The organism is Rhodococcus sp. 05-2255-3B1, assembly GCF_002258545.1.
GTDB lineage: Bacteria > Actinomycetota > Actinomycetes > Mycobacteriales > Mycobacteriaceae > Rhodococcoides.
The window spans coordinates 51,402-73,360 of record NZ_NOZC01000031.1 but is presented as its reverse complement, the minus strand read 5'-3'; the positions used below and the strand labels follow the sequence as shown (position 1 = coordinate 73,360).

Genomic DNA, 21,959 nt, shown 5'->3' with positions numbered 1-21,959 from the left:
TGACCCACTATGAGCCAGCCCGATACGAGCACCCGTGCAGCAGGACCGATTCGCCAGGCCACCGGCATCGACGGAGCCAACATCGTCTACCGCGTCAGCGGTGACCCAGCGGCGCGGCCACTGATCCTGCTGCACGGGTGGGCGCAGAGCTCGGCCTGCTGGGGCGAGGGACTGCTGGCCGACCTGGCGGAGCGTTACCGCGTCGTCGCCGTCGATCTGCGCGGACACGGCTATTCCGACGCCCCGCCTGCCGGTTACGACGATCCCAGGACATGGGCAGGCGATGTCGACGCGGTACTCGCCGCCGAGGGCATCACATCCGACGCGGTGCTGCTGGGTTGGTCGTACGGCGGACTGGTGATCTGCGACTACCTCGCCGAACACGGCACGGGCGCGGTGGCGGGCATCGTGCTCGTCGGTGCGATCACCAGCATCGGCAGGGGAGAGGCAGGCGGCCGCGTCGGAACGGCCATGCGCGCTGCGATCCCCGGTGCGATGGCCGAGGAGCCCCGCGTCGCGATCAAAGCGCTCGGGAGTTTCGGGCACGCGCTGACCGGGCCGACAGAAGGCAAGGGCACGGAGGCGCAGGCGTTGTTCGGGTTGACGCTGTCCACGAGGCCACGGGTTCGCGCAGCCCTGTTCGATCGAGCGGTCGGCCACGACGACCTGCTGCGCAGCCTCGACATCCCGGCGTTGGTGCTGCACGGGACCGAGGACACCGTCGTCGACGTCTCCGCCGGACGGCACGCTGCGGAGCTGATTCCCACGGCGGTCGCGTCGTACTGGGAGGGTGTGGACCACGGGCCGTTCGTCGCCGATCCGCAGCGCTTCTTCACCGAGGTGACCGAGTTCGTGGATGGTCCGAGTCTGCCCGGTCGTCGGAAGGGGTAGTTATCGAGACGTAATGTGGAGGCGTGCACACTGAAGAAGTGACTGGACGCCAGCTGAACAGGGTCGCTGTGTTGTCCTTGCATACCTCCCCGCTGGCGCAGCCGGGAACGGGCGATGCGGGCGGCATGAACGTCTACGTGCTGCAGAGCGCGAAAGAGCTGGCCAAGCGCGGCGTGGAGGTCGAGATCTTCACCCGTGCGACGGCGTCGACCGACGCGCCCGTCGTCGAGGCAGCTCCCGGAGTGCTGGTGCGCAACATCGTCGCCGGTCCGTTCGAGGGGTTGGACAAGCACGATCTACCCACTCAGCTGTGCGCATTCGCAGCCGGGGTGCTGCGAGAAGAAGCTCGCCACGAACCCGGTTACTACGATCTGGTGCACTCGCACTACTGGCTCTCGGGTCAGGTCGGCTGGCTCGCGCGCGATCGCTGGGGAGTGCCGCTGGTACACACCGCGCACACTCTCGCCGCCGTCAAGAACGCGTCTCTGGCGCAGGGCGACTCGCCCGAACCCGCCGCGCGTCAGATCGGTGAGCAGCAGGTGGTGGCCGAGGCGGACCGGCTGATCGCCAACACCACCGAGGAAGCGAAGTCTCTCGTCGAGATCTACGGGGCGTCGCAGGGTTCGATCGACGTCGTTGCGCCGGGAGCCGATCTGGCGCAATACAATCCAGGTGACAAGCGTGCGGCGCGCGCCGAGCTCGGATTGAATCCCGACGAGTCGATCGTCGCATTCGTCGGACGCATCCAACCGCTCAAGGCCCCCGACGTGCTGATCGCCGCGGCTGCCGAAGTGCTGCAACGCAATCCGACGACACCGCTGCGCGTCCTCATCGTCGGCGGCCCGTCCGGCAGCGGACTGGATCGACCGGACGCCCTCATCGATCTGGCCGAGAACCTGGGGATAACTGCCCGAGTGACGTTCATGCCGCCGCAACCGTCGGCGCGCCTGGCCCAGGTCTACCGCGCCGCGGACATCGTCGCCGTGCCGAGCTACAACGAATCGTTCGGCCTTGTCGCGATCGAAGCCCAGGCCTGCGGCACTCCGGTCCTGGCCGCGGACGTCGGCGGACTCGGCGTGGCGGTGCGATCGGGCGAGACCGGACGCCTGGTTCAGGGCCACCGCACCGAGGACTGGGCCGATGCGCTCTCGTCGATGCTGGCGGATCCAGTTGCCTTGGCAGACATGGCGACCGCGGCACCGCAGCACGCCCGCAACTTCTCGTGGGAGCACACCGCCGACGGACTCATCGAGAGCTACCGCAAGGCCAAGTTCCACTTCGACCGAGGCGAGGGACCGAGCGAGTTCTCTCCGCGACGCGTCCGAGGATTGTCGAAACTACGCAGATCAGGAGCTGTGACTGCATGAGCGAGACCGCCGAACTGATCGACCGGGCACTGAAGGACCGCGAGCTGGACTACACCCGGCGGGGCGAGGTGTTCACCGTGGAACTGCCCGGGGAACGCAAACTCAAGACCACGACGATGCTGACCGTCGGGCATCACGGGGTGCGGATCGAGGCGTTCGTCTGCCGCAAACCCGACGAGAACTTCGAGGGCGTCTACAAATACCTGCTCCGACGCAACCGTCGCCTGTACGGGGTTCACTACACGATCGACAAGGTCGGCGACATCTACCTCGTCGGCCGAATGTCGTTGCACGCCGTCAACGGTGACGAACTCGACCGCATTCTCGGCCAGACCCTCGAGGCCGCCGACGGTGACTTCAACGTGCTGCTCGAGCTGGGCTTCGCCGAATCCATCAAACGGGAATGGGCGTGGCGGGTATCGCGCGGCGAATCGTTGGCGAACCTGAAGGCGTTCGAGCATCTGGTGGAGGCCGGTAAGGCCGAGCAAGCGTAACTCGCCGGAAATGGGTGGGTGCCGCTGCCCGTAACGTCCGGTTCCTAGCCTGACATTCATGACCAGGCCCGAGGACGCTCGCCCACCGGTGCTGCAGATGTTCGGTTACGGTCTGCAACACATCCTCTCGATGTTCGGCGGCGTCATCGCCGTCCCGATCATCGTCGGTGGAGCGGCCGGACTCTCCGGGGCCGATCAGGCCCTGCTGATCTCCTGCGCGCTGTTCGTCAGTGGCGTGGCCACCGTGCTGCAAACGATCGGCATCCCGTTCTTCGGCTCGCAACTGCCGCTGGTACAGGGCATTTCGTTCGCATCGGTCTCGACGGTTCTGACGATCATCGCCGGCGCGGACGACGGGCGAACCGGACTGCGCACCGTGCTCGGAGCCGTTCTCGTGGCCGCGCTGATCGGATTGGCGATCGCCCCGTTCTTCTCCAAGATCGTTCGGTTCTTCCCGCCGCTGGTGACCGGCAGCATCATCACCGTCATCGGACTGTCGCTGATGCCGGTGGCCGCCCGCTGGATCACCGGCCAGGAACTGGTGGGCGGTGCCCCGAACCCGAACTACCTGGACCCCGGCAACATCGGGCTGGCGATGTTCACCCTCCTCGCCGTACTGGTGATGACCAAGATCCCCGGACTGTCGCGGCTGTCGATCCTGCTCGGACTCGTCGTCGGCACCATCGCGGCACTGATCGTCGGCAAGACCGACTTCGACGGCGTCGCCGACGCGTCCGTCGTGGCCGTCCCGACACCCTTCGCCTTCGGCTCCCCGATCTTCGCAATCGGCGCGATCGTGTCGATGACCATCGTGATCCTGGTGATCATGGTCGAGACCACCGCCGACATCCTCGCCGTCGGCGAAGTGGTCGGAACCGACGTCGACTCCAAGCGTGTCGGCGACGGCCTGCGCGCCGACATGGTCTCCTCAGCCGTCGCCCCGATCTTCAACACCTTCCCGGCCACGGCCTTCGCGCAGAACGTCGGCCTGGTGGCGATGACCGGCATCAAGAGCCGCTTCGTCGTGGCGACGGGCGGTGGCGTGCTTGCACTGCTGGGCCTTTCGCCGATTCTCGCAGCCGTCGTCGGGGTCGTCCCGCTTCCGGTTCTCGGCGGCGCAGGCATCGCGCTGTTCGGAACCGTCGCCGCGAGCGGTATCCGCACCCTCGGCAAGGTGAACTACGACAACAACTCCAACGTCGTCATCGTGGCGGTGACCTTGGCGTTCGGCCTCATACCTGTTGTCGCGAGCGACTTCTGGGACGAGTTCCCGGACTGGTTCGTCACGATCTTCCACTCCGGAATCAGTGCCGCCAGCATCGTCGCGGTGGTACTCAACGTATTCTTCAACGTGTTCAAGCCCGGAACTCCGCCGAACCCCTCGGTGGTGGCAGCGGGGCCGGCAGTGATGGTGCGTGAGGACGAAGCACGAATACTCCGTGAAGGCGGCAGCTTGCCCGACGATGTCTCCACCGCGAAGGCCGAGCCGCACAAGGCCGAGCCCGACAGGGATGCCTGACCGAAATCCTGCGCACCCTCGCCCGCGCGAGTAGCGTCCCGACCCAGACGAAGTACACCTAAATTGGAGGACATCTTGTCATTCGTTACCCGCACGAGTACGCGGAAGGCAGCACTCGGCGGCGTCGCGTCGCTCGGTGCCATCGCCCTGATCGCAGGCTGTGGATCCGCCCCCGAAGACGAAGGATCGGGCGGAGGCGGATCGAGTGACTTCCTGCCCTGCATGGTCTCCGACAGTGGCGGATTCGACGACAAGTCGTTCAACCAGCTCGGGTTCGAGGGCTTGACCGAAGCCTCCGAAGAACTCGGCGTCGAGCCACGCACCGTCGAGTCCGCATCGCCCACCGACTACGGCCCCAACATCAACAACCTCGTCGATCAGGGCTGCAACCTCATCGTCACCGTCGGATTCGATCTGGCCGACGCCACCAAGGTGGCCGCCGAGGCCAACTCCGACATCGACTTCGCGATCATCGACGACTCCACGATCGATCTGCCGAACGTCAAGCCGCTGACCTACGACGCGTCGCAGTCCGCATTCCTCGCCGGCTACGCGGCCGCGAGCTACAGCACCACCGGCGTGGTCGGTACGTTCGGTGGCTCCCAGCTGCCGACCGTCACCATCTTCATGGACGGCTTCGCAGACGGCGTGAACTACTTCAACGAGCAGAAGGGCGAAGCGGTCCGCGTCATCGGCTGGGACGTACCCTCGCAGAACGGCTCGTTCACCGGCGGATTCACCGCCAACGAGGTCGCGAAGAACACCGCCCAGGGTCTGATCGACCAGAACGCGGACGTCATCTTCCCGGTCGGCGGTCCCATCTATCAGAGTGCGGCACAGGCCATTCGCGACTCCTCGCGCCCGGTCGCCCTCATCGGTGCCGACGCCGACGTGTTCGAGTCCGACCCCTCGGTCGGTGACCTGCTGCTCACCTCGGTGACCAAGGGACTCAAGACCAGCGTCGACGAGGTCGTCGCCAACTCCGGTGCCGATGCGTTCGACAACACCCCGTACGTGGGCACTCTCGAGAACGACGGAGTCGGTATCGCACCGTTCCACGACTTCGAGTCCAAGGTCGACCCCGCGCTGCAGGGCGAGCTGGACACGATCAAGGCCGGCATCATCGACGGGTCCATCACCGTCGAGTCGCCGTCGGCACCCAAGTAGCAACAAGCGGTCGTAAAGGGATATGAAGCTCGAACTTCGCGGTATCACCAAACGATTCGGCTCGTTGATCGCCAACGACCACATCGATCTGAGCGTCGAATCCGGCGAGATCCACTGTCTCCTCGGCGAGAACGGTGCAGGCAAGTCCACGTTGATGAACGTGCTCAGTGGCCTGTATCGCGCCGAGGAGGGCCAGATTCTGCTCGACGACGTCGAGCAGAACTTCGCCGGACCGGGCGAGGCGATGACCGCCGGAATCGGCATGGTGCATCAGCACTTCATGTTGATTCCGGTGTTCACCGTCGCCGAGAACATCGTGCTCGGCAACGAAACCACCTCGCTCGGTGGACGACTCGACCTCGTGGCAGCTCGGAAGCTGGTGCGGGAGATATCCGCGAGGTTCGGCTTCGATCTCGATCCCGATGCTCTCGTCGACGACCTTCCCGTCGGCGTGCAGCAGCGGGTCGAGATCGTCAAAGCACTCTCTCGTGAGGCGAAGGTGCTCGTGTTCGACGAGCCGACAGCCGTCCTGACGCCGCAGGAGACCGACGATCTGATGCGGATCATGCGCGAACTCGCGGCGTCGGGGACCACGATCGTCTTCATCACCCACAAGCTGCGCGAAGTACGCGAAGTGGCCGACAAGATCACCGTCATCCGGCTCGGCAAGGTCGTCGGCGAAGCGAAGCCGACCGCCAGCAACACCGAGCTCGCGGCACTGATGGTGGGACGCGATGTGCAGCTGACCGTCTCGAAGGACCCGGCCACGCCCGGGGACGCGGCACTGGTGATCGAGAACCTGTCCGTGTTCGACGCCCAGGGCAACAAGACCGTCGACGACGTCAGCCTCGAAGTCGCGGCGGGAGAGATCCTCGCGATCGCCGGCGTGCAGGGCAACGGTCAGACCGAATTCGTCGAAGCCCTACTCGGGTTGCAGGACAACGTATCCGGCAAGATCAGCCTCGACGGCAACTCGCTCGTCGGGTCGACGGTGCAGGACGTGCTCGACGCAGGCGTCGGCTTCGTCCCCGAGGACCGCACCGTCGACGGACTGGTGGGCGAATTCTCCATCGCCGAGAACCTGATGCTCGATCGCTCAAACAGCATGCCGTTCGTGCGACGCGGCGCGGTGCAACGCGACTATCTGGAGAAGTTCGCATCGGACAAGCTCAGCGAATTCGACGTTCGCGCACCGGGAATCGGCACCGCCGTCGGACGCCTCTCCGGTGGCAACCAGCAGAAGGTGGTGCTCGCGCGAGAACTGAGCCGCGATCTGCGACTGTTCGTCGCTGCGCAGCCGACTCGCGGAATCGACGTCGGATCCATCGAATTCGTGCACAAACGCATTGTCGCCACCCGGGATTCGGGGATCCCGGTCATCGTGGTGTCGAGCGAACTGGACGAGGTTGCCGCACTGGCCGACCGCATCGCCGTCATGTATCGAGGAGCAATCGTGGGAATCGTCCCCGGGGATACGTCCCGCGAAACACTCGGATTGATGATGGGTGGTGAACGCGGTGAGTGAGGCCGAGCGGCCGTCGGTATCTCAGGAGCCGTCGAAGTCGCATGTCGTGTTGCGGCAGATCTTCACCGGCAGCGCGATCATCTCGGTTCTCGCGGTGTTGCTCGCGTTGATCGTCGGGGCCGTGCTCATCGCCGCCACCAACTCGGCCGTGCAGGAATCGGCCGGGTACTTCTTCTCCCGTCCCTCGGACATGCTCGAGGCGGTCTGGGATTCCGTTGCCGGAGCGTACTCGTCGTTGTTCCAGGGCTCGGTGTACAACTTCCGGCGTCCGGGATTCGAGAACGGCATCCGTCCGCTGACCGAGACGCTGACCTTCGCCACTCCGCTGATCGTCGCGGGACTCGGTGTGGCACTGGCCTTCCGCGTCGGAATGTTCAACATCGGTGGCCGCGGCCAGATGCTCATCGCATCGGCGTGCGCAGGCTGGGTCGGCTTCGGAGTGAACCTGCCGGCCGGGATCCACCTCCTGGTGGCCGTCGTCGCCGGAGTCCTGGGCGGCGCAGTGTGGGGCGGTATCGCCGGATTCCTCAAGGCACGCACCGGCGCTCACGAAGTGATCGTCACCATCATGCTCAACTACATCGCGTTCTACCTCGTCGCGTATCTGCTGCGTACCCCCGGTGCTCTGCAGGCACCGGGATCGAACAACCCCAAGACCCCGCCCATCGCGTCGACTGCGGTGTTCCCCAAGCTCTTCGGCGACCGCTACAGTCTGCACCTCGGATTCGTGCTGGTGATCGTCGTGACCGTCGCGGTGTGGTGGCTGCTCGAACGGTCCAGTCTCGGATTCCGCTTCCGCGCCGTCGGCGAGAATCCGCACGCGTCGCGCGTCGCAGGCATGAACGTCAATCGGATCTACCTATACGCGATGATCCTGTCGGGCGCCCTGGTCGGCTTGGCCGGAGTGGCGCAGGTGCTCGGCACCGTCACCACCGGCTTCAGCGCCGACATCGACGCCGGAATCGGGTTCGACGCCATCACCGTCGCACTGCTCGGCCGATCGAAACCTTGGGGCGTGTTCTTCGCGGGAATCCTGTTCGGCGCGTTCAAGGCCGGCGGGTTCGCGATGCAGGCAGCCGAGGGCGTACCGATCGACATCGTGCTGGTCGTGCAGTCGGTGATCGTGTTGTTCATCGCCGCGCCGCCACTGGTGCGAGCGGTGTTCCGATTGCCCAAACCAGGTGAAGAGAAACTCGCGAAAGCCGAGACCGCGAAGGTGAGTGCACTGTGACCACCTCTACCGACGCCGTCGGTGCCCCCGCCGAGGCGGTGCTGGGTCGCAGCTGGAAGGTGCCCACGATCCTCGGGGTGGTGACCCTGCTCGCTCTGGTGCTGTTCGTCGTCAAGAAGGGTTCGGGCACAAGCACATTCGCGTTGGCCTCGGAGGGTGACTTCTTCGCGTTGCCCGCCGTGGGCGTGCCGTCGTTCGGCACCGGTCTCGCGGTGGTCGTCGCGCTGGCCGTCGTCACCGCATACGCGGCGTTCCTGGCCTCGCAGTACCGCTCGGCACCGCTGTGGCTGCTCGCAGTGTTCGCCGTGCTGTTCGTCTTCGGGTTCCTGGCCTGGGCCGCGGACGGTGAGACCATTCCCGTTCCCGGATTGCTCATCGGCGCGGTCGCTCTGAGTACCCCGCTGATCTTCGGTGCCATGGGCGGCGTGATCTCCGAACGCGTCGGCGTCATCAACATCGCCATCGAAGGACAGTTGCTGGCAGGTGCGTTCGTCAGCGCCGTCGTCGCGTCGATCACCGGCTCCACGTACGTCGCGCTACTCGCGGCACTGATCGCCGGAGCGTTGACCGCGTCCCTGTTGGCCGTGTTCTCCATTCGCTACTTCGTGAACCAGGTCATCGTGGGTGTGGTGCTCAACGTGCTGGTGGTCGGACTGACCAGCTTCCTGTACTCGGTGGTGCTCACCAAGAACGCCGAGACACTCAACTCACCACCGCGCTTCGCGCGCATCGACATTCCGGTGCTCTCGCAGATTCCGATTCTCGGTCCGGTGCTGTTCCGGCAGACGCTCATCGTGTACCTGATGTACGTCGCGGTAGCTCTGGTTTTCCTCGGGTTGTTCCACACCAAGTGGGGCCTGCGACTGCGCGCCGTGGGTGAACACCCGCAAGCTGCCGACACCGTCGGAATCAATGTCGCCCGCACCCGATTCTGGAACGTCTGCCTCGCCGGTGCCATCGCCGGCCTCGGTGGTGCGTACTTCACCCTGGGTTCGGTCGGAGCGTTCGGCAAGGAGATGACGGCCGGTGCCGGCTACATCGCTCTCGCCGCCGTGATCTTCGGGCGCTGGGATCCGGTACGCGCGACGCTGGCCGCACTGTTGTTCGGATTCGCGTCGAACCTGCAGAACGTACTGGGCATCATCGGCTCGCCGGTACCCAGTGAGTTCATGCTGATGCTGCCCTACGTGGTGACCATTTTCGCCGTCGCGGGCCTGGTGGGCCACGTCCGGGGACCGGCCGCAGCGGGCAAACCGTACGCGTCGCGAAGTTAGCCCTCCACTACCTGACTCGGCGGTAGGGTCGTACGTCCGTTGTGACCGCTTTCACTGTAGGGTTCGATCATTGTTGCCGCAGTTTTTCGAAGGAGAGCCATGAGCTTCCGCAGTCCCTTTCCCGATGTCGAGATTCCCGAACTCAGCGTCTACGACTTCCTGTTCGGATCGATCGCCGAGTCCGACCTCGACAAGCCTGCACTGATCGACGGAACGTCGGGTGCGGTCACCACCTACAAGACGCTGATCGGCCAGATCGACGCCATCGCAGGCGCTCTGGCCGCACGCGGACTCGAGGTCGGCGACGTCGTCGGACTCCACTCGCCGAACGTGCCCGCGTTCGCGTCGGTGCTGCACGGCATCCTGCGCGCGGGTGGAACTGCGACGACGATCAACGCGCTGTACACGGCAGAGGACATCGCCAAGCAACTCACCGGCTCGGGCGCGAAGTTCCTGTTCACCGTCTCCCCGCTGTACCCGCAGGCCAAGGCCGCCGCGGAGAAGGTCGGCCTCGACGCAGATCACGTCATCGTGCTCGACGGCGCAGAGGGCCACCCGAACCTGCGCGACCTGCTCACCCAGGGCGCACCCGCCCCCGAGGTCTCGTTCGATCCGGCCACCCACGTTGCAGTGCTGCCGTACTCCTCCGGCACGACGGGTGTGCCGAAGGGCGTCATCCTCACCCACCGCAACCTCGTCGCGAACGTGGCACAGATGGAACCGCGCGTCGGAATCGACAGCGACGACGCGATCCTGGCGCTGCTGCCGTTCTTCCACATCTACGGCCTGACGGTACTGCTCAACATCGCGCTCAAGCTGCGCGCGCACCTGGTGACGATGCCGAAGTTCGACCTCGTCGAATTCCTGCGGATCATCCAGGATCAGAAGCTCACGTACCTGTTCATCGCACCGCCGGTGGCCGTCGCGCTCGCCAAGCACCCGATGATCGATCAGTACGACCTCTCCAGCGTGCACACCATCTTCTCGGGCGCGGCACCGCTGGACGAGGAACTCGGCAAGGCCGTCGCGAAGCGTCTGAACACGCGGGTGCGTCAGGGCTACGGCATGAGCGAACTCAGCCCCGTCAGCCACGCCATTCCGTTCGATCGCGACGACATGCCGCTCAGCTCGGTGGGCCAGCCGCTGGCGAACACCGAGAACAAGCTCGTCGACCCGGGCACCCTCGAGGAGATCGAGCTGCCCACAGAGGGATTGAGCAAGCCAGGCGAGCTGTGGGTCAAGGGACCGAACGTGATGGTCGGGTACCTCAACAACCCCACCGCCACCGCAGAAACCCTCGATTCCGACGGTTACCTGCACACCGGCGACATCGCCGTCGTCGATCCCGAGGGTGTCGTCTACATCGTCGACCGCCTCAAGGAACTGATCAAGTACAAGGGTTACCAGGTGCCCCCGGCCGAGCTCGAGGCATTGCTGCTCACGCACGAGGAGATCGCCGACGCCGCCGTCATCGGAGTGCTCGACGACGAGGGCGAGGAAATCCCCAAGGCATTCGTCGTCCGCCAGCAGGGTGCCACGATCGACGAAGAGGGCGTCATCGCCTTCGTCGCCGAGCGCGTGTCGCCGCACAAGAAGGTGCGACGCGTCGAGTTCATCGACATCGTCCCCAAGTCTGCGGCGGGCAAGATTCTGCGCAAGGACCTCCGTGCCGCGGAGACAGGCAAGTAGCTCGTTTCTCGAAAGCCCCAGCCGCGCCCTCCACCGTGCTCGACGGTGGAGGGCGCGGCTGGCTTCGTCTCACACCGGGGCGCTCACCGAGTTCCGGCGAGTGGCACGGAGGTAGTGGTCGACGGTGATCAGCGGGGGACGGTCGACAAAAGACAAGGGTGCCACGCTCATCGAGACCTGAGACCCGGTGGTCGAGAATGTGGTGAACTCGGCTCCGGAATCGTTCAGGCTGAGGCGCGAGAACATCGTGGCGATGATCTGCCGACTCATGACCGCCAGCTCCGAGGTCGGTCGATTTCGATGCCGTCGGGTTCCCAGTCCGACCTGACCGATCGCGCCGATACCCAACCGGTCGCACGTATCGAGCAGGACACCGATCTCGACGCCGTAGCCGGGCGCGAACGGAAGTGCCTCCAAGAGGCGACGAGTCGCGGCGTATTCTCCGCCCAAGGGTTGGAAGACACCGGCGAGCTCGGGCCGAAGTGCCGTCAGCAGCGGCCGTACCGTCAGCTGCGTGACGCGGCCGCCGCCGTCCTCGTCGGTGGTGTCACCGATCGTCAGGGGTCGACGAAAGAAGCCTTTGACCAACTCGACGTCGTCGTCCATGACCAGCGGGCCGACGAGGGAGGGAACGAAGTGCGAACCGGGATCGACCAGATCGGAGTCAACGAACACCACGATGTCCCCCGAGGTCGCAGCCACGCCGCGCCACAGCGCTTCACCCTTGCCGCGGACCACGGGTGTGCCGGGTAGTGCGTCCTCCCTGGAGACGACGGTGGCACCGGCGCAGCGGGCCCGCGCGGCGGTGGCGTCGGTCGATCCCGAATCCAGCACCACCAGTTCGTCGATCAGGCTGCCCATATGAGGAGTCATCGAGGCGATGACGCCGGCAACGGTCTCCTCCTCGTCGAGAGCGGGTAGCACGACCGAGACGGTCCGGCCACGTTTGGCCCGAATGATGTCGGCGAGTGGCCACGGTGAGCGGGCCCAGGTGGCAGCCAGAGCCGGAGTGCCCGCAGCGTCGGTTCGGTTCATCGCTTTTCCTTCGTCATCGCTCGAGGAGTCACGGGTCAGGACGTGCCGGTCGGCAGCCCCAACGACGGTGCGATCACCGACCACGAGTCGTGCAGATCCTGTTGCCAATAGGCCCAGGAGTGGGTCCCGTTGGGTCGGAAGTTGTAGGTGGCCTCGATGTCGAGCTCCTGCAAGCGTTTCTGCATCTGTTGCGAGCACACATCGGTCGTCGCCTCGATCACGGCACCGACGGCGAGTTGCTGGGCGAGCTTGCCGTAATCGCTGCCGATACCGGGACCACCCGGTACGTCGAATGCCCCGGGCGCTCCCGTTCCGGACGAGATGTACACGTCGATGCCGCGCAACCCCTCGGCATTGACGTAGGGGTCGTTGGCAATCCAGTCGGCGCTTCCCTGGGGTCCCCACATGTTGGCGGTCGACCCACCGCCGCGGGCTTCTACCACCGACCTGACGTACATGGCACCTACCGGGTCGCTGGTACGCGCGCATCCGCTGAACGCCGCGACGGATCGATACACCGACGGGTGGGCGATCGCCAACTGCAGGACGGACGTGCCTGCCATCGAGATACCGGCGACCGAATTTGCCCCGTTGCCGTCGAGCAGAGCATCCATCAACGGAGGAAGTTCCCGACCGAGGAAGGTGGACCACATGTTTCGGCCCAGAACCGGATCGTCGTGCAGCCAGTCGGTGTAGTAGCTCGCTGCGCCGCCGCGCGGGACCACCACGTTGACGTTCTTGTTTCCGAAGAAGCCGGCGATGTCGGTCTGATCGAACCAGCTGCTTCCCCCGTCGCCGCCCGCCGCTCCGTTGAGTAGGTAGAGCGTCGGTGAACCGGGCTGTGCCGACCGAAATACGTCGACCTGGATATCGCGGTCCATGGCTGCCGAATGCACCCACACGATGTCTCGTCGGTCGGCAATGCCCTCGACGCCGACCACCGACGAGGTGGTTTCGGCGGTAGCCGGTGCCGCCGTGCTCGACAGGAGAACGACGGCGGTAGCGAGCGCGCTCAGAGCCGACGAGGTCGCCTGACCGAGGCGAAATCGACTGGGCATCAATGGTTCCTGACATCGTGGGAGCAATGCGCGAGCGGCCTGTGTCCGACGCGGTACGACCTCAGACGGTAGATCGGAACACTGTCATCGACAACAATGCTGACGATTGTTCAGTTTTGACACAGATATCCCGCGGATCGTTGTCAATTTTCCAAAATGCTCGTCGGCGGGTTTCTCGGCCTCGGCCCGGATGATGCACTGGCTCCTCCGACGCACTTCTCCGCGTCGAATCGCTCTGTCTCCTTCGAAAGGTTGTGTCGTGGTCGCATTCGGACTCATCGACGAGTGGAAACCCGCTCCAGGATCGCTCACCACGTGGTCACCCACCGTCGCTTCACGAGCTGCTGCCGCGGCCGCACCCGTTCACCCGGCACCGCCCTCGCACATCCAGCAGGCGTATCTCGAAGCCGCGTACCGCAACCGGGGATCGTCGTTCCGATTCTCCCGGCTGTGCCTGGTGACGTTCGAGATCGAGGGCGCACTGGACCGCGCCGCGATGGGGCGCGCATTCAACACGTTCGTCACCCGGCACGATTCGTTCCGCAGCTGGTTCTCCACCACAGCAGAAGGTTCTACGCGCCACCTCGTCGACATCGCCGACATCGCGCTCGAACCGACCGATTTCGGAGTGCCGGTGGACTCCGAGGCCATCCGGCGTCACGTGCAGGACAGCACGCCCGGTCCCGAGAGCTGGGATTGCTTCTCGTTCGGAACGATCGAACACGACGATCACTTCGTGGTGTACGCGGCGGTCGATCACCTCGACACCGACGGCATCTCGCAGGCTCTGACCTACTACGAACTGCGCCAGCTCTACCGCAATGCGGTGACAGGGGAGTCCGACGGCCTGTTCACCCCGGGCAGCTACCTCGAATACTGCCAGCGTGAACGTCTCGAGAGCGACGCCACAACCCTGGACAGTCCTGCTGTTCGGACCTGGATCGATCTGGTCACCGACAACGGAGGTGATCTTCCGACGTTCCCACTTCCGTTGGGACGCAGCAGTGTCGACTACACACGGACCTCGCACAGCTCGTTCCCGTTGTTCGACGGTGCCACGGCGCGGGCAGTGGACGAGGCGTGTGCAGCCGTGGGAGTCAAGTTCATCGGCGGAATCTTCGCCGCCGCAGCCCTGGCGGAGTACGAGCTCGCCGGCCGGGACAGCTACCTCGGGCTGACACCCAAGAGCACTCGGTCGACGCCGGGTGAATTCGCGTCGATCGGTTGGTACTCGAGCCTGATTCCGGTGCAATTCGACCTCGGTGAGCAGCCGACGTTCCGTACTCTCGCGGTGCTCGCGCAAGAGGCATTCGACTCCGGAAAGCTGCTGGCGAACACCTCGTACCACCGGGTGCTGGAGCTGGCCTTACCGGAACACGGAATCACGACGCAGCCGGGATGGACCGCGCCGATGATCTCCTACGTCGACGTTCGCAAGCTACCGGGCGAAGCCGAATTGGACGCGGCGGGAGCCGGTCTCTACGGCAACCGCGGCAGCTCCGAGGAAGTCTTCATGTGGATCAACCGCTTCGAGGACCACACCGGCGTCGAGTTCCTGTACCCGGGCACGGACGAGGCCGATCGTTCGATCGACCTGTACTTCTCCAAGATCTCCGAAATCTACTCCGCCGTGGTCGACAAGGGTGACTACATTCCACAGCCGCCCGAGGCTCACGTGTTCGCCCACGAGCTTCCGGACGTCAGCCGGGTATGACGCACCATCGCCGCGGCTCGTGGCTGACGCTGGGTGCCTGTCTGCTGGCCGTCACGATGCAGATGATCGACGTCACCGCCGTCACCGTGGCGTTGCCGACGATCGCGCGTGACCTCGACGCGTCGGGCACCGGGCAGGTCTGGATCCCGACGGCGTACCTGCTCGCGATCGCCTGCGCGCTGCTCACGATGGCACGCGCCGGTGAGGTCTTCGGTCGCAGAACGGTATTCGTCACCGGCACTGTGCTGTTCGCCGTGACATCGGTGCTCTGTGCGTACGCGCCGACGGTCGAACTGCTCGTCCTCGCTCGCGTGTTGCAAGGGCTCGCGGGAGCGGCGATGTCGGCCCAGACGGTGGCGATCGTGACAGCGGCCTACTCCGGCACCCGGCGCACCACCGCGTTCGCGCTGTACGGTGGCACCGCGGGGCTGACCGGACTCGCCGGGCCGTCGATCGGCGCAGCGCTGCTGCACCTCGACATCCTCGGAACCGGTTGGCGCGCAATGTTTCTGATCAACGTCCCGATCTCCGCTGCGGCAGTCGTTCTCGGTCGCAGCTTCGTCGCACCGGGTTCAGAGCAGGTCCCGGCAGGACACGGAGGACGGTTCGACGCGGTCGGTGCCGCCCTGTGGTCGATCGGGGCTCTGCTGATCGTCTGCCCCGTCATGATCAGCTCGAGTGCCCTCGCTGCCATGCCCGCGGTTGCGCTCGGTCTGACGACCCTGGCCGGGTTCGTGGTGTGGGAGCGTCGTCGACGTGCAGCGGGAGCGCACGCCATGGTGAACATCGGTGTCTTCGGTGCACGCGGATTCTCCGTGGGATGTGCCGTGTCGGCCCTCGTGTACGGCACTTTCACCGGATTCGTTCTGACGATGTCGGTGACACTGCAATCCGGACTGAGTGAGAGCGCGTCGACGGTGGCAGCGATCACCGTTCCCTTCGCGCTCGGAGCCGTGCTCGCCTCCGCGGCTGCGCCGATCTCGTTCCGCCACTGGGATTGTCGAGTCGTTGTGGCCGGTGCGGGGGCTATGGGACTGGCTCTGCTCGTTCTCGGCGTCACCACCGAGTATCTCGACAGTGCAGGCTTCCCCTGGTGGGCGGTCGTCCCGCTCGGTGTGCTCGGCGCGGGTCTCGGGTCGGTGATCGCGCCGCTGCAGAGCACCATCGTCGCCGGGGTGGCCCCGCACGCCATCGGCTCGGCGTCGGGGATCATGCCGACCGTCCAGCAAGTGGGATCTGCTGTGGGTACTGCGGTCACCGGTGCCGTGTACTTCAACCTGCTTCCCGCGGAGCCGGTCGCCGCGGACTACCTGACGTCGCAGCGGGCGGTGCTGTTCGGGCTGGCCGCGACCATGGGGTTGGCCACCGCAGTCGCGGCCGCGCTGCCCCGCGGCGATCGCGAGTCGGTCGACCGCAACTCGCCGATGGTCTCCCAGGGTGCGCCGTGACTGTTTCGAAGTCGATTGTTCGTCAACGGTATCCGAATATCTCTCACCCGAACCTTGCGTTCGGGCCGATCGAAATCGAGAAGAATTTCGCCATGCTTCGCACCCTCGTGACCCTCACACTCGTCGTCGGGCTGATGTCGCTGTTGTTCGCTTCGGCTCCCCACGCGTCGGCAGCGCCCGGTGATCCGGCCCCGGTACCAGGCACGTTGTACGCGGCGGCTGCAGACCTGAACGGAAAGAACAACGGCGATATCGTTGCCAGTCGGCGGTTTTCGAGCCCCCTGTATCCCGGCGCCGACATCTGGCAGCTCCAGTACCGATCGTCCGATTCCCGAGGCGACGCCATCGCCGCAGTGACAACCGTTCTGGCACCGATGAACCGCGCCTCGGGCGCACCATTGCTGTCCTATCAACCCTTCGTCAACGCGCTCGGGTTGCAGTGCGCTCCGTCGGAGTCTCTGTTCGGTGCCGACCCGACGACCGGCGTGCAGGAACGTGAATTTCTCAATCTCGCGCTGATGCGTGGATGGACCGTGGCGGTACCGGACCATCTCGGGCCGAAAAGTGCGTACGGCGCAGCCAAGTTGGGCGGACAGATCACGCTCGACGGCGTCCGCGCCGCACAGCGCGTGCCGGAACTCGGTCTGACAGCGAGCCCGGTAGGTATGGCCGGCTACTCCGGTGGCGGAATGGCGACGGCGTGGGCCGCGGCGCTCGCTCCCAGCTACGCACCCGAGCTGAACATCGTCGGTGCCGCAGCCGGAGGTGTGCCCGCAGATCTGGACAACATCGCCCGCGCATTGGGTTTTCAGCCCCACCAGGCATTCGGTCTCGCGTTCACCGCCGCCCTCGGACTCGAACGCGAGTACCCGGATCGCTTGCCGATCACCGCACAACTCAATTCCACCGGTCTGGCGTTGAAGGATCAGGTGTCGAATGCGTGCACGCCGGTGATCCTGGCGACCGGAGCGTTCAAGAGTGCGCTGGCCGTCTCGACCACCACCTCTTTGGTGGACAGCCCCGAGGCACAGCAGATCATCGACGAGAACAGTCTGGTCAAGTACGCAGGTGTGCCGACGGCACCCACACTTCTGTGGGGAAGCGACAACGATCCGCTCATTCCGATCGGTGCGCTGCGTGACACTGCTGCGCGGTACTGCGCGAGTGGGGCCACGTTGCAGTTCGACGTCGTCCATGCACCGCAGCACATCCAGGCGGCATTCGAGGGGCTTCCCGCCGCACTGACATTCCTGGACAACAGGTTTCGGGGCGTCGCGCCGCCGACCAACTGCCTCCGATGAGACGGTGGGCAACTGTCGTCGCTGCTGTGACGACAGCTCTGGTTGCGGCGTCGGTGCCCGGATACGCAGCGGATCTTCCGGTCCTGGCACCGCAGACGCTCGGCGGCTTCTCGGTGCAGACTCGGTACTTCGACATCGCAGTGGGACCCGAACGCGATCAGCACTGCACCGTCGTCGGAGATATCTATGTTCCTGCCGGGCTCGGACCGGCACACCGAGCCCCGGCCATTCTGACCAGCAACGGTTTCGGCGGGTCCAAGGACGACCAGGCAGGTGCCGCTGCCAGATTCGCCACCCACGGCTACGTGGTGCTGTCCTACTCGGCCCTGGGTTTCGGCGGCTCGACGTGCAAGATCTACTTCGCCGATCCTGATTACGACGGGATGGCCGCGTCGGCTCTCGTCGGCTACCTCGCAGGCGAGAGCGGCGGAGTGTTCACCGACCCCGCACGGACGGTGGCCGCTCCGGCACTCGACGTGGTTCGACTCGACGGACCCGGTGACCCGCGCGTCGGCTACCTCGGCGGTTCCTACGCCGGCGCAACAGGATTGGCCACTGCATCGGTCGATCCACGATTGGACACCGTGGCGTCGATGATCACCTGGAACGATCTGGCGCGGTCGATGGCACCGGACGGGGCGGGCCGCAGATCCGTCGGACCGGTCAAGAGCGTGTTCGGGTCGGCGTTTCTGGCGGCGGGCGCAATTCTGACCGGCCCGGGCGGATACGCAGTCGATCCGGCACGGGCGCAGGGGTGCCCGAACTACGCCCAGTGGGTGTGCGACGCCGCGTCCGCCTTCGCTGCCAATCGCGAACCCGGCCCGGAAACTCTGGCGGCGATGCGTCACGTATCGCCGGTGGACTACCTCGATCGCGTCGATGTCCCGGTGTTGCTCACGCAGGGCCAGAAGGATTCACTGTTCAGCCTCGACGAGGCGGCCGCCACCTACGAGACCTTGCGTTCGCGTGGCGTCGAGACGTCGATGATCTGGCACTCGTGGGGACACAACGATCGCAAGGGTTATCCGGGAGAGTTCGACATCAAGGCACCCGACCCGTTCACTCAGCACGAAGCGGCACTGGTGGGCAACTGGCTCGACCGACACCTCAAAGATCGTGACGTCGACCCGGGGCCGGCATTCACCTATTTCCGAGATTGGGTGCCCTACAGCGGCGTCGCGTCGCCCGCGTACGTCGAATCCGAGACATTTCCGGTAGGTGCCCGACGCACGTTCCAGTTGTCGAATGGATCGCTGTCCGAGGGTGATTCGACGAATGGTGTTTGGAAACAGACGATTCGGGGCGCAGGTGCGTCGATGCCCACCACGTTCGGACTGCCGAATCTCCCGGGCGAGTTGCCCGTGCCGCGGGTCTCGTTACCCGGTTCTGCCGCGAATTGGACGACCCCGCCACTGACCGAACCCATCGATGTCGTCGGCGCACCGACGTTGTCCATCAGTCCCACGGTGTCCGGTCCCGCGACCGTCTTCGTCACCGTGCTCGACGTAGCACCCGACGGTGCGCGCAGTCCGATCCACGGACTGGTTGCACCTGCCGTACTCACCGGATCCGGCGAGCCGGTGACCATCTCGCTACCGAGCATCGTCCATCGATTCGACCTCGGACACCGCATCGCCGTCGAGATCACCGCGTCGGATCCGTCCTTCGCGGGTGGGCCGGGCCCAGCGGACGTCGTCGTGTCCTCGACGGATCCGATCAACCAGTTCTCTCTTCCCGTAGTTCCGTGATCTTCGATCTTGCTCACTCCGAAAGGCGCACCGTGATCCGAAAGCTCTCGACCCTGGGGTCCATCCTGGTGGCACTCTGCGTGTACCTGTTCGCAACGGGCACAACAGCGTCGGCGGCTCCCGCGCCGACGGCCCCCGATCCGGACGTCTTCTATGCGGCACCGGCCGACATCGCCGATCACGCGCCGGGTGACATCCTGGCCAGCCGTCGTGCGGACGCCTGGATGTACCCCAACACCGACATCTGGCAACTGAAGTACCGGTCCACCAACTCCGCAGGTGCACCGGTTGCCGCAGTGACCACGGTGCTGATGCCCCGAGGTAGAGGCGCGGGAACCCCACTGGTGTCCTACCAGGCCGTCATCAATGCTCTGGGCGTCAAATGTGCCCCGTCGCACGGACTTTTCACCTACGAGATCGGTGAAGCGCCGAGCCTGTACCTCGGTATGGTCGCCCGCGGTTGGGCGGTTGCGGTGCCGGACTACCTCGGACCGACCGGTGCCTACGGCGCTGCCGAATACGAAGGTCGGTTGACGCTCGACGGGGTTCGAGCCGTGCAGAACTTCGAGCAGTTGCCGCTGAAGGACAGTCCTGTTGCATTGCTGGGTTACTCGGGAGGTGCCCTGGCGACGTCGTGGGCCGGTGCCATGGCACCCACCTACGCGCCGGAGCTGAACATCGTGGCCAGTGTGCACGGCGGAACTCCCGCCGACCTGGGCTTGATCGCAAAGAACCTGGGCTACAGCGCGATTCCGCATCCGGCCTTCGGAATGGCGCTGGCGGCATCCCTCGGACTCGAACGTGAATACCCCACCGAGTTCCCCGTCTCGGAGAACCTCAATGCGGCGGGCCTGGCCCTGCGAGATCGCGTGAGCAACGAATGCAGGCGTCCCATCATCATCGGCGGAGCGTTCAAGAGCGCCCGGGACCTGTCGAACGTCGACATTGCCTCGCTGCCTTCTGCGCAGGCGGTTCTGAAGAAGAACAGCCTCGTGGACTACGAGGGCGTTCCCACCGCCCCGGTGTACATCTGGCATGGGATCAACGACTTCATCACTCCCTTCGCACCGGTGAAAGAGACGGTCGACCGCTACTGCGCAGCGGGCGCAACGGTGCAGTTCCGGGCCTACCCACTCGCCGAACACTTCAGCGGATCGCTCGTCGGACTGCCCGAGGCCTACGCCTACGTGGACGCGCGATTCCGAGGGGAGCCGGCTCCGTCGAATTGCGGCTGACCTCTGCTCGATGGTGACCTCACACCTTTTCTGACGACTGCGCGCCCCCACTCTGAAGTGAGCGGGGGCGCGCACTCGTCAGTAGGTGTGTGAGGTCGTCGCGGAACCGAACCGACATTCGCCGCGTCCAACCAGAGGTGAGGGCAACGCGGTGGTGGGTGGCGGGTCTGGTCGGCGTGATGGTGTCGGTCTCCGGATGCGGCGGGGCGACGAAGAGCGCGCCGGTTGCAGAGCCGACGAGCTCGGCGGTCGCGACACCGGTGGAAGACGAGCCATGGGATCCCTGCACCATCCCGAACGACGCCATCGAGGCAGCGGGATTGGATGTGGACAGCAAGAGCACGAACCTGTTCGGAGACGCGCCGTTGTCCACCGACTGGAAGACGTGTATCTGGACGGACCCCGATCCGGGGTCGTGGTATTTCCTGGGAGTGTTCTCCTCTTACCACGATCTGGCTTATCTGCAGTCGAACGAGCAGTTCGGTGACTTCACGGCACCCGATAGTGCTGGTGCTGTGCAGTTTCGGCGAACTGCGAGTTACGACGAGGTCAGCTGCGGTGTCGCGTACGAAGTGGTCGGAGGAATCGTGTACTTCATTCTCGACGGTAGGGCCGGGCGCGAGGCGAAGGGCGAACCTTGTTCGGAAATCGGTCGAGTCACGGAATCCTTGCGGGCAAACCTACCGGCGCGGGCACGGTAGATCGAAAGATAGAGGTTCGATGACATCTGGAAACGGAGACCTGTTCGAGTCGATGCAGTATTGGCAGAACCTTTCGGAACGTGCCGAGGCGGGGTTGATGGAAATCCCGGAGGGCGTTGCTGCCCAGTGCTACCGGGTCTGCGCCGAATACATCGACCATCTTGCCGAAATGCTGGTGAAGACCAAGTTCCTCGTCGACTTCGACGCATTCGGCACGCTTCCTTCGGCTCAGCAGCTGGGTCGAAAGTTCAAGCGACTTGCCGATGGGGAAGAGCGGTCGGCGGCTGTCGCGATCAGGCAACATATCGAAGTCATCGAATTGATGCGCTCGGTGTTTCGTCGCTATTTCGTCGAGACCGAGGAGCTCGATGAGAGTGTGGGAGCTCGAATCGGCGCGATCGGGGCGGACTTGGGGGAGTGAGCCGGTAACCTCACACCCTTTCTGTCGACCTCACACACCAGCCAGGACTCGAACCCCAGCGCGCAGTCGCGAAAAGGGGTGTGAGGTGCCGACGATACCCACGCCGAAGCGTCGACCAATGTCTGAAATGTCCGTAATGCC

Annotated in this window: 18 protein-coding genes; 16 read left to right on the top strand and 2 right to left on the bottom strand. The window is 65.1% G+C overall.

The genetic code is table 11. From position 1 onward, the window contains the following. The first annotated feature begins 9 nt into the window (after positions 1-9). The 9 genes from CH249_RS17675 to CH249_RS17635 all read left to right on the top strand — a co-directional run bounded on the left by CH249_RS17675 (position 10) and on the right by CH249_RS17635 (position 11,157). Positions 10-891, top strand: coding sequence for an alpha/beta fold hydrolase (locus CH249_RS17675; RefSeq protein ID WP_045198878.1), 882 nt, complete (start codon positions 10-12; stop codon positions 889-891). A gap of 38 nt (positions 892-929) precedes the next feature. After that, entirely contained in the window at positions 930-2,258 is a 1,329-nt protein-coding gene (mshA, locus tag CH249_RS17670; RefSeq protein WP_032393860.1) for a D-inositol-3-phosphate glycosyltransferase, read from the top strand. Beyond that, on the top strand, positions 2,255-2,752 hold the full coding sequence (locus CH249_RS17665; protein ID WP_032393861.1) for a YbjN domain-containing protein: 498 nt from the start codon (positions 2,255-2,257) through the stop codon (positions 2,750-2,752). The genes mshA and CH249_RS17665 overlap by 4 nt, the downstream gene beginning before the upstream one ends. Before the next feature lie 58 nt (positions 2,753-2,810). Beyond that, a complete protein-coding gene (locus CH249_RS17660; RefSeq protein WP_032393862.1) occupies positions 2,811-4,271 on the top strand; it encodes a nucleobase:cation symporter-2 family protein in 1,461 nt (486 codons plus the stop codon). A 75-nt stretch (positions 4,272-4,346) separates the two neighbouring features. Further along, positions 4,347-5,438: a BMP family protein gene (locus CH249_RS17655; RefSeq protein ID WP_230596611.1), complete on the top strand. Its 1,092-nt coding sequence runs from the start codon at positions 4,347-4,349 to the stop codon at positions 5,436-5,438. 22 nt (positions 5,439-5,460) lie between these two features. Then, entirely contained in the window at positions 5,461-6,963 is a 1,503-nt protein-coding gene (locus CH249_RS17650; RefSeq protein ID WP_045198881.1) for an ABC transporter ATP-binding protein, read from the top strand. Beyond that, positions 6,956-8,194 (top strand): ABC transporter permease, encoded by a 1,239-nt coding sequence (locus CH249_RS17645; protein WP_045200973.1) that lies wholly within the window; start codon positions 6,956-6,958, stop codon positions 8,192-8,194. Before CH249_RS17650 ends, CH249_RS17645 begins: the two co-directional genes overlap by 8 nt. Beyond that, positions 8,191-9,468 (top strand): ABC transporter permease, encoded by a 1,278-nt coding sequence (locus tag CH249_RS17640; protein ID WP_179273077.1) that lies wholly within the window; start codon positions 8,191-8,193, stop codon positions 9,466-9,468. The genes CH249_RS17645 and CH249_RS17640 overlap by 4 nt, the downstream gene beginning before the upstream one ends. Positions 9,469-9,567: 99 nt before the next feature. After that, the gene (locus CH249_RS17635; RefSeq protein WP_032393865.1) at positions 9,568-11,157 is read left to right on the top strand and encodes an AMP-binding protein; all 1,590 of its coding nucleotides are present in this window, start codon (positions 9,568-9,570) and stop codon (positions 11,155-11,157) included. Positions 11,158-11,226: 69 nt separating this feature from the next. On the opposite strand, the gene CH249_RS17630 is transcribed toward CH249_RS17635, so the two are convergent. Beyond that, on the bottom strand, positions 11,227-12,192 hold the full coding sequence (locus tag CH249_RS17630; protein WP_094681924.1) for a glucosyl-3-phosphoglycerate synthase: 966 nt from the start codon (positions 12,190-12,192) through the stop codon (positions 11,227-11,229). Between the two features lie 35 nt (positions 12,193-12,227). Further along, positions 12,228-13,250, bottom strand: a complete 1,023-nt coding sequence (locus CH249_RS17625; RefSeq protein WP_032393866.1) for an alpha/beta hydrolase family protein — start codon at positions 13,248-13,250, stop codon at positions 12,228-12,230. Between the two features lie 259 nt (positions 13,251-13,509). Between CH249_RS17625 and CH249_RS17620 the strand changes: the two genes are divergently transcribed. From CH249_RS17620 to CH249_RS17590, 7 genes are all read left to right on the top strand, one after another. Further along, positions 13,510-14,964: a condensation domain-containing protein gene (locus CH249_RS17620; RefSeq protein WP_094681923.1), complete on the top strand. Its 1,455-nt coding sequence runs from the start codon at positions 13,510-13,512 to the stop codon at positions 14,962-14,964. Further along, positions 14,961-16,412 (top strand): MFS transporter, encoded by a 1,452-nt coding sequence (locus tag CH249_RS17615; RefSeq protein WP_094681922.1) that lies wholly within the window; start codon positions 14,961-14,963, stop codon positions 16,410-16,412. The genes CH249_RS17620 and CH249_RS17615 overlap by 4 nt, the downstream gene beginning before the upstream one ends. A gap of 92 nt (positions 16,413-16,504) precedes the next feature. Then, complete coding sequence (locus tag CH249_RS17610) at positions 16,505-17,713, top strand: lipase family protein (RefSeq protein WP_094681990.1); 1,209 nt, start codon at positions 16,505-16,507, stop codon at positions 17,711-17,713. 26 nt (positions 17,714-17,739) lie between these two features. After that, complete coding sequence (locus CH249_RS17605; protein ID WP_179273076.1) at positions 17,740-19,461, top strand: CocE/NonD family hydrolase; 1,722 nt, start codon at positions 17,740-17,742, stop codon at positions 19,459-19,461. A 53-nt stretch (positions 19,462-19,514) separates the two neighbouring features. Continuing rightward, positions 19,515-20,696 carry a lipase family protein gene (locus CH249_RS17600; RefSeq protein WP_094629795.1) on the top strand — a complete coding sequence of 394 codons (1,182 nt, stop codon included), beginning with the start codon at positions 19,515-19,517 and terminating at the stop codon, positions 20,694-20,696. A 158-nt stretch (positions 20,697-20,854) separates the two neighbouring features. Continuing rightward, the gene (locus CH249_RS17595; protein ID WP_143544540.1) at positions 20,855-21,397 is read left to right on the top strand and encodes a DUF3558 family protein; all 543 of its coding nucleotides are present in this window, start codon (positions 20,855-20,857) and stop codon (positions 21,395-21,397) included. Positions 21,398-21,416: 19 nt separating this feature from the next. After that, positions 21,417-21,818 (top strand): hypothetical protein, encoded by a 402-nt coding sequence (locus CH249_RS17590; RefSeq protein ID WP_094681919.1) that lies wholly within the window; start codon positions 21,417-21,419, stop codon positions 21,816-21,818. Positions 21,819-21,959: the final 141 nt, after the last annotated feature.